Source organism: Paenibacillus sp. FSL H8-0315, assembly GCF_038005365.1.
Lineage (GTDB): Bacteria > Bacillota > Bacilli > Paenibacillales > Paenibacillaceae > Paenibacillus_AQ > Paenibacillus_AQ odorifer.
This window is the reverse complement of record NZ_JBBOTA010000001.1, coordinates 2,804,468-2,817,368: the sequence shown is the minus strand read 5'-3', so window position 1 is coordinate 2,817,368 and position 12,901 is coordinate 2,804,468. Positions and strand designations below refer to the sequence as shown.

Annotated in this window: 12 protein-coding genes; 10 read left to right on the top strand and 2 right to left on the bottom strand. The window is 46.7% G+C overall.

Annotated elements, in window-relative coordinates; translation table 11 throughout:
• Nucleotides 1-174 precede the first annotated feature (174 nt).
• The 5 genes from MHB56_RS12290 (at nt 175) to MHB56_RS12270 (ending at nt 4,504) form a co-directional block, all read left to right on the top strand.
• Nucleotides 175-651, top strand: coding sequence for a type II secretion system protein (locus MHB56_RS12290; protein WP_341143619.1), 477 nt, complete (start codon nt 175-177; stop codon nt 649-651).
• Between the two features lie 98 nt (nt 652-749).
• On the top strand, nt 750-1,499 hold the full coding sequence (locus MHB56_RS12285; RefSeq protein ID WP_339245231.1) for a prepilin peptidase: 750 nt from the start codon (nt 750-752) through the stop codon (nt 1,497-1,499).
• Between the two features lie 15 nt (nt 1,500-1,514).
• On the top strand, nt 1,515-3,116 hold the full coding sequence (pilM, locus tag MHB56_RS12280; protein WP_340952507.1) for a pilus assembly protein PilM: 1,602 nt from the start codon (nt 1,515-1,517) through the stop codon (nt 3,114-3,116).
• Nucleotides 3,100-3,705, top strand: coding sequence for a type 4a pilus biogenesis protein PilO (pilO, locus tag MHB56_RS12275; protein WP_248549029.1), 606 nt, complete (start codon nt 3,100-3,102; stop codon nt 3,703-3,705). The genes pilM and pilO overlap by 17 nt, the downstream gene beginning before the upstream one ends.
• Nucleotides 3,706-3,901: 196 nt before the next feature.
• Nucleotides 3,902-4,504 (top strand): DL-endopeptidase inhibitor IseA family protein, encoded by a 603-nt coding sequence (locus tag MHB56_RS12270; protein ID WP_051491029.1) that lies wholly within the window; start codon nt 3,902-3,904, stop codon nt 4,502-4,504.
• A 37-nt stretch (nt 4,505-4,541) separates the two neighbouring features.
• On the opposite strand, the gene MHB56_RS12265 is transcribed toward MHB56_RS12270, so the two are convergent.
• Complete coding sequence (locus MHB56_RS12265) at nt 4,542-4,949, bottom strand: CBS domain-containing protein (protein WP_076123832.1); 408 nt, start codon at nt 4,947-4,949, stop codon at nt 4,542-4,544.
• A 154-nt stretch (nt 4,950-5,103) separates the two neighbouring features.
• A complete protein-coding gene (locus MHB56_RS12260) occupies nt 5,104-6,531 on the bottom strand; it encodes a VanW family protein (RefSeq protein WP_076279160.1) in 1,428 nt (475 codons plus the stop codon).
• Between the two features lie 342 nt (nt 6,532-6,873).
• Between MHB56_RS12260 and ftsE the strand changes: the two genes are divergently transcribed.
• The 5 genes from ftsE to MHB56_RS12235 all read left to right on the top strand — a co-directional run bounded on the left by ftsE (nt 6,874) and on the right by MHB56_RS12235 (nt 12,807).
• Nucleotides 6,874-7,560 carry a cell division ATP-binding protein FtsE gene (ftsE, locus tag MHB56_RS12255; RefSeq protein ID WP_036678556.1) on the top strand — a complete coding sequence of 229 codons (687 nt, stop codon included), beginning with the start codon at nt 6,874-6,876 and terminating at the stop codon, nt 7,558-7,560.
• Entirely contained in the window at nt 7,550-8,464 is a 915-nt protein-coding gene (gene ftsX / locus MHB56_RS12250) for a permease-like cell division protein FtsX (RefSeq protein ID WP_076123828.1), read from the top strand. Before ftsE ends, ftsX begins: the two co-directional genes overlap by 11 nt.
• 28 nt (nt 8,465-8,492) lie before the next feature.
• A complete protein-coding gene (locus MHB56_RS12245) occupies nt 8,493-9,791 on the top strand; it encodes a murein hydrolase activator EnvC family protein (protein WP_076123826.1) in 1,299 nt (432 codons plus the stop codon).
• 124 nt (nt 9,792-9,915) lie between these two features.
• Nucleotides 9,916-11,382: a S41 family peptidase gene (locus MHB56_RS12240; RefSeq protein ID WP_076123824.1), complete on the top strand. Its 1,467-nt coding sequence runs from the start codon at nt 9,916-9,918 to the stop codon at nt 11,380-11,382.
• Nucleotides 11,383-11,496: 114 nt separating this feature from the next.
• Entirely contained in the window at nt 11,497-12,807 is a 1,311-nt protein-coding gene (locus MHB56_RS12235) for a PDZ domain-containing protein (RefSeq protein WP_076192447.1), read from the top strand.
• Nucleotides 12,808-12,901: the final 94 nt, after the last annotated feature.

The following is a 12,901-nucleotide window of genomic DNA, read 5'->3' as shown; positions in this document are numbered from 1 at the left end:
TATATATTGAGAGGGGTGACGCCGGGGAGGCGGGGCAAGATCCACGAACTTACGCTGGCGATGAGACGACGATGGACGAGCTGTTTCCGTAAGCACAAGAAAGATGATGCTGGATTCACTGAAATGAAGGATATAGGCTTTATCACTCACACACCACTTAGAGGGGGAAATTAAATGTTAGCACAAGCGATTAAGAAAAGATTGAGCAAAGAGGAAAATCAAAAGGGGTTTACGCTGATTGAGTTGCTGGCGGTTATCGTTATTTTGGGGATTATTGCGGTAATTGCAATTCCGATGATTGGTGGAATAATTAATAATACTAGAGAGGACTCGGATGCAGCTACTGCTCGTCAAATTTATGATGCGGCTCGACTTTATGTAGTTAGTGAGAAAAATGGAATCTATAGTTCGACTTCTACTGCGGCTGCTCCAGAAAAGATCGCTATTACTGATCTGATCTCAAAAAAATATCTTGAGTCTGGTATTGTGCTACCTAGTAATAAAGAGACTATAAATGGAGGATCTGTAAACTTTGTTGCAGGTGTTCTAGCTGCTGCCGATGCTGTTCAAATACAGACTGCTACCACATTTACTTCTACTACTCCTAAGTCTTTTACATCAAAAGAAGTATTGAACGCTCAGAAAGAATAAATTGGTTTTTATTCGAAAATCAAGTCTATATGAAACCCCCTAAGGAATCGGACTTCCCGATTCCTTTTTTAAAATCCAGAAGCTAACAGAGGACAGCCATGACGATATTTATCGCAAGTTACATCACATTACTGGGTCTGATTCTAGGCTCCTTCTATAACGTAGTGGCGCTGCGGGTGCCGGCCAAGGAATCCTTGCTTAATCCGCCGTCACATTGCCCGAACTGCAATATGCGGCTAAAAGCGCGGGATTTGTTTCCGGTGGTAAGCTACCTGCTGTCAGGAGGCAAGTGCCGATACTGCGGAACGAGGGTTTCGCCATTATATCCGCTTGGAGAAGCGGCAACGGGTTTGCTTTTTTTATGGGTGTATTTGCAATTTGGCCTGACGGGTAAGGGAATCATCGGGTTCATTCTTGTGAGTTTAGTGGTTATCGTGACGGTTGCGGATTTGAAGTACATGCTGATTCCCAACAAGGTATTGTTGTTTTTTTTACCGCTGCTGTTGATTTTTGTACTGCTATTTCCAGAAGGACCGATATGGCATCATCTGCTAGGAGCTGTGCTTGGGGGAGGGGGCCTTATCCCTTTTGTTCTATTAGGTGGCATGGGGGCTGGAGATGTGAAGTTATTTGCGCTGCTGGGCTTGGTGATTGGCTTTCCGAATGTGATTTTGGCCTTTTTTGTGGCTTGTCTGCTTGGGAGCGTGGTGGGCGGACTGCTGATGCTGCTCGGTGTAATCAAACGTAAACAGCCGGTACCCTTCGGCCCATGGTTAGCTATAGGAGCTTTAATTAGTTTTGGATATGGTTCACACATCATCGGCGCGTATCTCTCGCTCATCGGATAGGAGGACATCGATCACATGCTTGGATTAGGCCCCAAAGTGGCCGGACTTTCAATTGAAGCTGCCGGAATCCGTTATATTAGTTTTAAGAATAAACAGTCATGGGAAGTCCGTAAAAAACGGTTTCTCCCGCTCCTTCCAGGCATGATCATTGAGAATCAGGTGGCGGATAGCGAGGCGCTTTATGATCGGGTAAGGCAGTGGGTGAAGAAGGAAGGGTTAAGGGGAAGTAAGGTTTCTTTGTCCATTCCACCTTCGCAGATCATTATCCGCAAAATGAGTATTCCTAGTACCAACGACAAACAGGTAGAACAACTGGTGAAGCTGGAAGTGGAGACGGGACTGCATCTACCTTTTGAAAATCCTGTCTACGACTATGTAACGCTCGAAGTGGATGAGGAGCAAAGCCACCTGCTCGTATTTGCTGCTCCGCGAAAATCGATTCAGGATTACGTAGAAATTCTGGAGCGGGCGGGTCTTCGGATAAGCAGTGTCGAAATTTCGGCAACCGCTTTGGCGCGTGCTATAACCACTGGGCACGGGGAGAGTTTTGCGGAGACGATGCTGATTAATATGGAGCCATCGGTAATGGACATTTATATGTTCAGAAACGGGAATCCGGTCTTCATTCGTACGATAAACTTACTTGATCTACATAAAGGAAGAAATTTAGCGGGAATGGATCTTTTGACAGACAGTGAAACCTTGGCAGAAACAGCTGTCGCTGTGGAAGAACATTTATCACCCGAGCAAATGGTTGAAATCACTGCGGAAATCTCCCGTATGCTCAGCTTTTATCAATACAGCTTGCATGACGGTTCCACTCGTATCAACAATTTAGTGATTACGGGCACTCCCTCGATTCGTAAACAACTGGACCTGGAGCTCCAGCAGTCCCTAGCTGAACTTGAAATAACTCCAATAAGTCTGGAACAGATGGCTAGTGCTGCTGTTTCTGACCCTGATCTAAATGATTACCGTGTAGCTGCCGGGACCGCTCTAAAAAATAGCATCAACACGGATACGATTGATCTATTGCCGAGAGAAGATCGGGAGACATTGCTATTTCCTTATGTCACGATGGGGCTTGTAGCGATTTGGCTGCTGGGGATGATCGGAACGGGGATTTATTTTTCGGCCAATAAGGGTCAAATCTCTAACGGTAAAGAACAGCTGCAAGGCCTGCAGGATCGCAGTTTAATGCTCCAAGTAGAGCTCGCGAAGCTTAAGAACAGCGGACCTGGACAGCTAGATCGGAAAGCAGCCATCACAGTGCTTCAGGACAATAAGGTGATTGCAGTCCCTATCTTGGACGAATTAGTGGGAGGATTGCCTAAGGAGGCACTAATCCGTGATATTAACTATACCTACCGGACATCTATAGATCTGACTGTAAATGTATCCACTATGGAGGATGCTTCCAACTATTTAAGACAACTTCGCCAAATGTCTTTTACGGCCGATGCCTCTATTCAAAAGCTTACTGAAGGAGCCGCAGATGCCATTTCATACAATACGTATACGGCTATTTATAAAGTGAACTTAGCAGCGGCTAAGCAGCAAAACAGTGATACGGATGCCAGCCAAGGGGAGGTGAGCAGCGATGGAACAGATCAATAAATATCGCTCTCCCATCGTACTAGGGGTGTTAATTCTATTCCTGATATTGTTTGCATTCTATATGCTGGGTGTTCAGCCGACTAATAAGGAAATTTCCGCACAGAGCAGCGAGATCAGTCAGTTGGAAAAGGAAGCAGAAGTCCTCCAAAACAAAATCAATGAGCTGAAGGGCAGCGGCAATGAGGGAGATCTAGAACAGAAGGAATTACTGGGGGAACTCCCAAAGGGCGATGACAGCGAAGGTCTGATTGTTGATTTACGGGAGGTTAGCACGTCCTCAAAAGCGCGGCTAAAGGATCTTAGTTTTGTTTTGGATGAGGCTAATCCGATTCAGCAAATGACAGGTTCAGCTGAGGTGTCATTCCCGACGGTCAAACAGATCAAAATGACTGCAGTGGTGGAGGGGACATATTCGGGGATACGGCAATGGATGGATGAACTACAAGCCTTACCTCGTATTGTGAATGTAGACTCTTTCAATTTTCAGCAATCCTACGAGGATCGTACTAAGAACAATACGGAGAGTATTTTGACTGCTAACGTAGCTTTTACAGCGTATTATGAGGCCACCGCAGCAGCATCCAATTAGGGTTCTAGTACTACTTTATTTAACTATATTACTCCGCTTTTCCTGTGAATCAGGAGGGTGGAGTTTTTTTATATTTTCAAAAGAGTTGTAATACGTTTTCATTCCTCTGTTTATTGGGTATTTTAGCTTGCGGGGTGCATAAGCTGAAACAGTGGCGATCGCCTGTATTTTTTAGATGAAAGAGGAGGAACTTCAGATGAACAAAAAATGGATGCTTGGTTCGTTGGCCCTATCCTTAGGCCTTTTATCAGCAGGTAGCGGAGTTATGGCAGCTTCATCATCAGTGGGAAGCTCGGCAATAAAAAATGTGGCTGTGATTGGCACAGGAAAAGAAGGTCCAGCTACCATAAACAATTTGACGGTAAAAAGTGTTGTACCGCTTGTTGTACATGCCAGAGCAATCTATTTCTATACTAGCCGCGGGGGCAACTTTTTCCCGATGGAAACCTTCATGTATAAAGCGCAAGAGTACCGTTACCTTTCCAATGATATTGGGACAAAGGCGAAGCTGATGAATTACATAAAAAAAGCCTACACGCATAATGCAGCAGCTTATTATGTGCAGACTCAATTTTTGGAGCATGAAGGTAGAATGTCACAGGTGAATGCGGATCTTGGAAACTCATTAATGTTTGAGAAAGCCACCGCCCGAATGCTCTCCAAAACTGCAACAACCGCTGAATTTGACTTAACAGTTCCTTATTCGAGCGGGCAGGAAGGCAGTGAGTCGGTGTATGTGAAGCTGAAAAAGGTGAATGGATACTGGAGAATTGATACGTCACCGGATATTCTTTTTTGAGGAAGGTTTAGGGTAGAAGAGGAAAGGTAAAGAGGTTCTATGCTTGGGCGCGGATAAGGTCAGAGGTATATGCAACACCAGCGAATTTACCTTTGCGAGTGATAATGACACAATCATTTTTCATAGGATCCGGGCGGTTCATAGCGAGGCTCAATACCATATCGAGTGGAGTGGAAATGTCAAGAATGAGCGGGGTTTTGTTCATAAGCTTCATGGCAGGTTCTCTGTAGAACAGGTCTACTCCCGATCTTCCTGTAGCTTTCAAAAAGAAACGTTCGCTCATCAACAATCCGAGGGGTTCATTCATAGCATTGCAGACGACGATACATTTGGATTCTGGATGCTGAAACATGACGCGAAGGGCTTCTCTGCAAGTGCGTGAGGCAAAAATAGCAGGAGCACTGCGGACAATACCAGTAAGATCATTTACAAGAGCTGTTGTCATAGGATGTTCATCCTTTCTGATTATGGGTCTACTTCTAATGTACCCCTGAATCGTAAATTTCAAAGCCGGGTAACGTAAGCTACAGGTAAAATAGATTGCTAACAACAAATAACCGATCAGACCTTAGGGGCTCTGACCGGTTATTTGTTGTTAGCTATTCACTGCGGACGCCGTCCTCCACCAGCTGCTTTCGGGGGACATCCGGGATTATGGATTTGCTCACGCCTCCACGATTAATGGCGATTAATCGTTTTTGTGCGTAATATACGTCGCGGGACAGTTTATTCACCTCAGTGGATTTACCGTCAACATACTTTGTAATGTAGGTTTCAACAATATATCCGGTTTTCCCATTTTGAATAACGCGTGAGCTGCCACGAGGCAGTGAAGAATCGTTTACGTATTTATCGACTGGTGGGAGTACCTCTACTGTTTTTGAATGAACTTTGTAAGTGACATTTTGCGGAAACGTGCCGAACAGCTTTATGGTCAGTGATTTACCCTGCACAGCTGCTTTAATTATGAGATATTTGCCAGTCGTATTGCGAAAACGAAAGTTGATATAACCTTCAGCGAATGTTGCGTCCTGACCTTTGGGCAAGTAGTTGACGGGCAAGGAATGATTACGGCGTTCCACAATTTCTAGCCCTATACGCAGTGCGGCATTGTAAAGAGTGCTCGACACTTGGCAGATCCCTCCACCAACACCTGCTTGCAGCTTGCCGTTCACAATCACCGGCGCTTCACGGAAGCCGTAATTCACCTTTGCTTTTTCTATAGCTTTTCCATAATCAAAGACGGCTCCAGGCGGGAGAATGGTTCCATCCACAGCTTTGGCAGCAGCTTCCACGTTGTAGCTTCGTCCAGGTCCACTTGCACCTAGAGAGGTGCTGAACTGCATTACTTTTCGCTCGATACCTTGTTCCTTTAATTTCTTTAAAGTTATGTCAGGCTGCAGGATTAACAAAGGGACCTCCATCGTGATTCCCTTCTCCAGCAGGGCATTCAGATGATTAAAGCTGGTGGGGGCAGCTGCTCCTAAGGAAGTCTCCAGAGCTGTCCAATCAACCTCCAGGGAAGTTTTCTCAGAAGTATATACGATTCGGTCATCACCTGTAATTCGTCGTGTAGCGTCCACTGGTTCACCAAAGGACTCCTTCTCCCAACTGGGACTTAGAATCTTTTGAAATTGTGCGATTTCCAGATGGGTTTCAAGCTTCCACAACTTAGGGAAGTTATAGCGTGCCTTTACCCGCTCCCAAAGCGTTCCTTCGGCAAGCTCTTTTAAGCCCTGCTGAAAAGCAAAGGCTTCATAGCTCAACCCAGTCTTATTAAGGGTTAGGGAGAGATCTGCATTGCCTTCCACTTTTAGCACTAGAGGGACGGTTTCGAGGGCATGCAGCCGTTTATCCAGCTGGGAGCGGACCTCGGTGAGGGTCATGCCTCCGACCTGCCAGCCGGCAAGGGTTGTACCCTTTGGAAGCGTGGTTTTGCTGCCATATAGATGAAGCCCTCCGTAAATACAGGAGCCGATAAGGACGAGTGCGATGACCACTATGAGGGCAGCATGGATTTTTTTCATGATTAATCTCCTTTTGGGGATTTGGATTGCGCTAAGCAGACGCGGCCCTGTAACAGAACTTAAAGAACACTTCGTGGGATACCGATAATAAATTAGTAAGAAATAAGTAGTCTCTAATAAAGGGAGTTACGACATCTGATAACAGGCACCGCTAGGTGCTTTTTTATATGTATATGTCCAGTCACTACAAAACTTTCGAATAGTCGTGCAGTTACGGGGTACTCAATCAGTTACAGATTTGTTACAATAGATACATTGCGGAAATATTGAAGTTTATGGAAACTTGAGGTGGACAATGTCGATTCGCACAAGTGGAAAATGTCATAATTGGGAAGTGAGAAAATGATTGAGATGCAAGATGTATGGAAAACGTACCCTAACGGAACTCACGCACTGCAAGGAGTTTCAGTGAAAATCGACCGCAATGAATTCGTGTACGTTGTCGGCCCTTCCGGCGCGGGTAAATCTACTTTTATGAAATTGATTTATAGAGAAGAAGTGCCTACCAAAGGACAGATTTCGGTGGGAGGTTTCAATATAGGAAAGCTAAAACCACGCAAAATCCCTTATGTCCGCCGTAATATCGGCGTTGTATTTCAAGATTTTCGGCTTTTGCCCAGAATGACGGCATACGAGAATGTAGCTTTTGCTATGGAAGTTATTGAAGCGCCGAAAAAAGTCATCAAGAAACGTGTGAATGAGGTTCTTGATTTGGTTGGGCTGAGAAGTAAAGCGAATCGTGAGCCCTCACAGCTTTCTGGTGGTGAGCAGCAACGGATCGCTATTGCACGGGCTATCGTCAACAATCCTTCTGTTATTATTGCGGACGAGCCTACAGGTAACTTAGACCCCGAGACTTCATGGGGCATTATGCAGCTGCTTGACGAGATTAATTTTCGTGGAACAACGATTGTAATGGCTACCCATAACAGAGATATTGTGAACAAAATGCGCAAACGGGTGCTTGCGATTGAGAATGGAAACATTGTCAGAGACCAAGCGAGAGGGGAATATGGTTATGAGTTTTAAAACCTTCTTGCGACATGTGCGGGAAGGCTTCAAAAGCGTATTCCGTAATGGCTGGATGTCGATCGCCTCAATCACTTCGATTGTTGTTTCTCTTTTTGTTCTAGGTGTATTTATTCTTCTTGTTCTTAACGTAAATTCTGTAGCTGATGAGGCAGACAGTCAGGTACAGATCAAAGTGCATCTAGCTTTGAATACAGATCAGAAGATGCGTGAGACCCTGCAGACTGAAATTGGCAATATGCCGGAGATCAGCAAGATTACGTTCATCTCCAAGGAACAGGGACTTAAAGATCTCCGCGCAGATATGGGCGAGGAGGCAGCAGAGCTTCTGGAAGGGTTCGATGAAGACAATAACCCGCTTCCAGATACCCTTCAGGTAGAGGTTATTGAACCTACTACCGTTGCTTTTGTGGCTGAGAAGATTCAAGCCCTTAACAAGACACATACCGAGCAGCCTATCTACAAAGTGAAATATGGCAAAGGCTCGATAGAAACATTGTTTAAAATTACGCGTGCCGTACGCAACATTGGCTTTATTTTTGTAGCGGGGCTGGCACTTATGTCTATGTTCCTCATCTCCAATACTATTCGGGTAACGATTCTTGCCCGGCGTAAAGAGATTGGGATTATGAAGCTGGTAGGCGCGACAAATTATTTTATTCGTTGGCCTTTCTTTATAGAAGGGGCATTAATTGGACTCATTGGATCATTGATTACTTCGGGTGTTTTATATGCCGGCTACAAGGGTTTGGAATCTTCGATACAGGGAGATCCAATGCTCGGATTGCAGCTGATCCCTTTCAGTGATATTTGGCTGCTGCTCGTAGGTCTGTTAGTTGGACTAGGTGTGTTGATCGGCGTCTGGGGAAGTACGGTTTCTATTCGTAAGTTTTTGAAAGTTTAATTTAAGAGTGAAGGATGGGGAGTGCGAGTTGAAGAAGATTGCCGCCGGACTAGCCGTAATGTTACTAGCTGTCACTATATTCCAACCCTCTGATGGATATGCCAAAAAAACAAGTGTTGCCGAAATCGATAAGCAATTAAAGCAGCTGCAACAAGAGGTGCAGGAAGCTAAGGCGCAGCAAGAGAAAGCGGAGTCCCAAACGCAGGAAGCGCAGCACTATAAGAATAAGACAAATATCAATTTACAATATGTATTGCAGCAAGTGGATCAAGTTAAAGGCAAAATGACCGAAATCTCTAACAAAATTTCCGACACAGAAGAATCTCTTAATGTTACAGCAACGGAATTGGATGAAGCAGAGGCACGAGTGGCCTCAAGAGAAGAACTCTTAGGATCCCGTGTCCGGTTGATGTACACGGATGGAGCGGTGTCTTACCTAGATGTTTTGCTCTCATCGACAAGCTTCTCTGATTTTCTGGGCCGCACCGATTCGCTTAAGATGATTGTGGATCAGGATCAGGAGCTGTTAGTCCAACACAAGCTGGACAAGCAGACAGTTGTAGAGAAGAAGCAGGAGCTTGAGGGGCAATATGCTCAAGCCAAGCAGTTATACACCTCCTTGGAAAATCAGAGAAGCCTGCTGAAAGAGAAGGAAGCGGAGAAGCAGGAGCTTATCGCATTTTATGATAAGCAGATTCAAGAAAGCGATGATCTAAGTGAAGAGCAGAACGAGAAGCTGGTTAAGCTGGCAAGCGAACGTTCTGCTTTGGAAACCCAGAAGGATAAGATTAAAGCTGAGGAAGCAGCGCGCAAAGCAGCAGCCGCCAAAGCAGAAGCGGCACGCCGGGCAGCAGCAGCTGCCAAGAAAGCCGCAGCCAGCAAGGCAAGCAGCAGTTCAAGCTCCAGCTCCTCAACCGCGTATGCTGGTGGAGATGGACCCTTCCTGCTCCCTGTAGGCTCGGCAAGAATCTCCTCCTCCTACGGACCACGGACACACCCTATTACGGGGGAGAAGGGGAAAGTACACACCGGGGTAGACTTTGCAGTTCCACAAGGAACCAATATTCATGCGGCTGATTCGGGAACGGTAATCGTAGCTGAATGGTATAGCGGTTATGGATATTGTGTAATTATTGATCATGGCGGCGGAGTTTGGACCCTCTACGGACATATCCGTAAAGGTGGTATCAAGGTTAGTCCTGGGGATAGAGTCAATCGTGGGGATGTGATTGCTGAATCCGGTTCTACAGGTAATTCGACGGGCCCCCATCTCCATTTTGAAGTTCGGATCGACGGCAAGACAGTAAATCCGATGCCTTATCTCTAATTTTTAAGAACTTATAACTCATATTATTTGAGCGTACGGCATATACTGGAAGAGATACCGTACCTTTCAGGACGGACTTATGGAGTTGTTTGCGAGATGGACAAGAAGGGACGGTGGGAACATCATGTTAAAAAAAAGCACAGCGGCGTTTATGATTATCGCCGCCCTACTATGCGGTAGTCTGGTGACCTTGGGCGTGACGGGTTATAGTCATGTTATTGGACAAGCTGCAGGAGAAGGACTGGCCTCAGCATTGCAGGTTACTGGCCTTCAGCAGAAGGAATCCCAGAAGCTTGGAACGGCTCTCAGTCTGATTGAGAGCAATTACTACGAGACAGTAGATCGGGAGAAGCTGATAGACGGTGCTGTCAACGGTATGATGGAAGCGCTGGGCGATCCTTATTCCAACTATATGGGCAAAGAAACAGCTGAGAAATTCGAAGAAAGCATTGAGGGTTCCTTTTCAGGTATCGGTGCGGAGGTCTCTTCGGATAATGGCAAGGTAGTCGTGGTCTCTCCGATCAAGGGCTCACCTGCTGAGAAAGCTGGGATTCAGGCCAAAGATGTTATTCTGTCCGTTAACGGTGAATCGCTGGAAGGCATGGAGCTGAATGCAGCTGTTGCCAAGATTCGCGGTCCTAAGGGCAGTGAGGCCACTTTGAAAATACAACGTTCCGGCTCTGTAGAGCCACTCGAATTTGTTCTTACCCGGGATGATGTGAAGCTCGAAACAGTCTACGCTACCATGGAAAAAGACAATGTGGGTGTAATCGAGGTTACGCAGTTCTCCCTGAATACCGCAGAACGATTCAAGGAAGAGCTGGAGAAGCTGGAGAAGCAAGGCATGAAGGGACTTGTTATTGACGTCCGTAATGATCCAGGTGGTGTTCTTCCGATTGTTATTGAAATGGCAGAGCAATTCGTTCCAGCTGGAAAATCTATAGTGCAAATAGAATATAAAGACAAAAAACGCGAAGTTAGTACCTCAAAAGGATCGAGTAAAGCTTATCCAGTGGTCGTGCTGATGAATAAAGGTAGCGCAAGTGCTTCGGAAATATTGGCGGGTGCTTTGCAGCAGTCGGCAGGAGCTAAGCTAATCGGTGACAATTCTTTCGGTAAAGGTACCGTGCAGACGAGCTTTGACAAACAGCTTGGAGACGGCAGCTTGCTGAAAGTTACCATTGCCAAATGGCTTACGCCAGACGGCACATGGATCCACGGTAAGGGCATTAAACCTGATATCGCGGTAGCGCAGCCGGATTACTTCTCGGTGGCTCCGATTAACAAGAGCGTGGCGCTGCAATATAATATGAACAACGCTGATGTGAAGAGTGCACAGACGATGCTGGACGGTTTGGGTTACAAGCCTGGACGTAAAGATGGCTATTTCGATGCTGGCACTAAGGACGCAGTGAAGAAGTTCCAAAGTACAGCAAAGCTCCAAGTCACAGGCATAATTGACGCCAAGACAGCCGAGGCGCTGGAAGCAGCGCTGATCAAGGTCATTCAAGACCCTGTTCACGACAACCAACGGAATAAAGGGATTGCTGAGATTCAGAAGGAAATTAAGGCGGCAGCGTCGAAAAAGTAAGAAGGCTGAATTCAGCCTTCTTTTTTTCTTATAGATATGAAAATGCCAACCGACGTAGAGGAATTAGAATATATACAAATCAGTCATCGGACGAAAAGGAGTGTGACGAACAGTTTGAATGTGATTCAGGAACTGTTAGGAAGCTTGGGCACTGCGTTCTTACACTTATTGATCCAGCCGTATTACTACATTGCTATTATATTTATTGCGTTATATTACCGTAGGCAGGTGGCATTAGAACGAAAGCTGATACATGTGAAATTACATAGCTGGGGTCAGGAAACGTGGCGGACGGTATGGAGTGGTCTAGTCATGGGTTTGGTCGTCTCTATAGCAGCCGTTCTGCTAGGAATATCATTATCAGGTACGGCTGTAGCCTGCATTTGGGTAGTTAGTCTCGTGTTGTCACTATTGCGTGTACGGTATTTGTGCTTCGCGTATTCTATAGGCTTGTTAGGTATCATTCAATTTGTAATTTCTTTCTTTCCAGATGCTTTAGATAGTGGAACGGTAGGGAATATTACCATCGCCATACGGGAGATGGATATTCCTGCTTTGCTAGTGTTAGCTGCGCTGCTGCACATGGCGGAGGCACTGCTGGCCCGCAGACAAGGGGCCAAGCTTGCAACGCCGCTCTTCCTGAAGGGGAAGCGCGGCATGGTCGTTGGCGGCTATCAGCTGCAGGCCTTCTGGCCGCTGCCGCTGTTCCTGCTGCTCCCATCGGGAGCAGGAACGGATTTGCCATGGCACTCGCTGCTCGGCGGCAGCCTTGGCATCGTCTCTTTGCCCGTCATCATCGGCTTCAGCGAGATGACACAGGGCATGCTGCCCGGGCGCAAGGCGGCCCGCACTGCAGGACGGCTGCTGATCTACAGCATCGTCCTGCTCGGCTTAAGCCTGCTTGCCGCTTGGTGGAGCCCGCTGACTCTGGTCGCGGCGCTCGCAGCTATTGTGCTGCACGAAGGGTTAAGCTGGTACAGCGCTCTGGAAGAGCGCAGCATCAGCCCCATCTTCGTGCATCCACCGCGCGGCCGCAAAGTGCTGGCCGTGCTGCCGGGCAGTCCCGGTCAAGAGCTGGGCATCCTGCCCGGCGAGATCTTACTGAAGGTCAACGGGGTCCTGTTGACCGATGCGGCGCAGCTACATGAGGCGCTGCGCATGAATCCAGCGTTCTGCAAGCTGGAGGTGCTGAACCGTGAAGGGGAGAGCAAATACCTTCAAAGCCCGATCTATGATGGGGATCACCATCAGCTCGGTATTATTTTGGTGCCGGAGACAGATGGGATGATTACCGCTGAGGCGAAGCCTTCCAGCATCTACAGCATCATCGGGATGAAGACAGGCATACGCAGTCGGAACCTTCCGGACGGCCAACTTAAACGAAAAAAAACCACTGAAGCCAAGCAGGAATCAGCGGAAGGATAACTAGAAGATGCCCCATAAGCCATGAAATGGTGAATGGGGTATCTTTGTTTTTGATTAGATGGTAATTTCGCGTGCGAGAAGTTGCTATCGGACC

Coding starts and splice junctions, on each gene's coding strand:
- MHB56_RS12290 (WP_341143619.1), top strand. CDS start 175: ATGTTAGCACAAGCGATTAAGAAAAGATTGAGCAAAGAGGAAAATCAA.
- MHB56_RS12285 (WP_339245231.1), top strand. CDS start 750: ATGACGATATTTATCGCAAGTTACATCACATTACTGGGTCTGATTCTA.
- pilM (WP_340952507.1), top strand. CDS start 1,515: ATGCTTGGATTAGGCCCCAAAGTGGCCGGACTTTCAATTGAAGCTGCC.
- pilO (WP_248549029.1), top strand. CDS start 3,100: ATGGAACAGATCAATAAATATCGCTCTCCCATCGTACTAGGGGTGTTA.
- MHB56_RS12270 (WP_051491029.1), top strand. CDS start 3,902: ATGAACAAAAAATGGATGCTTGGTTCGTTGGCCCTATCCTTAGGCCTT.
- MHB56_RS12265 (WP_076123832.1), bottom strand. CDS start 4,949: ATGACAACAGCTCTTGTAAATGATCTTACTGGTATTGTCCGCAGTGCT.
- MHB56_RS12260 (WP_076279160.1), bottom strand. CDS start 6,531: ATGAAAAAAATCCATGCTGCCCTCATAGTGGTCATCGCACTCGTCCTT.
- ftsE (WP_036678556.1), top strand. CDS start 6,874: ATGATTGAGATGCAAGATGTATGGAAAACGTACCCTAACGGAACTCAC.
- ftsX (WP_076123828.1), top strand. CDS start 7,550: ATGAGTTTTAAAACCTTCTTGCGACATGTGCGGGAAGGCTTCAAAAGC.
- MHB56_RS12240 (WP_076123824.1), top strand. CDS start 9,916: ATGTTAAAAAAAAGCACAGCGGCGTTTATGATTATCGCCGCCCTACTA.